2 tRNA genes are annotated in these 257 nt (G+C 51.4%); both read left to right on the top strand.

Annotation, left to right across the window (positions count from 1 at the left end):
- Window positions 1-51: 51 nt before the first annotated feature.
- Window positions 52-126, top strand: a tRNA-Gly gene (locus ACN6NE_RS31235).
- Window positions 127-132: 6 nt separating this feature from the next.
- A tRNA-Arg gene (locus ACN6NE_RS31240) sits at window positions 133-209 on the top strand.
- The last annotated feature ends 48 nt before the right edge of the window (window positions 210-257 follow it).

The raw sequence follows: 257 nt of genomic DNA on the forward strand, positions 1-257 counted from the left end.
CTTTTAATCAGAGGGTCGAAGGTTCGAGTCCTTCATGGCTCATTTTAATAAGCGGAAGTAGTTCAGTGGTAGAACACCACCTTGCCAAGGTGGGGGTCGCGAGTTCGAACCTCGTCTTCCGCTCCATATAAAGCGCCCGTAGCTCAATTGGATAGAGCGTTTGACTACGGATCAAAAGGTTAGGGGTTCGACTCCTCTCGGGCGCGCCATAAACGGGAAGTAGCTCAGCTTGGTAGAGCACTTGGTTTGGGACCAAG

The organism is Priestia sp. 53B2 (assembly GCF_056099005.1).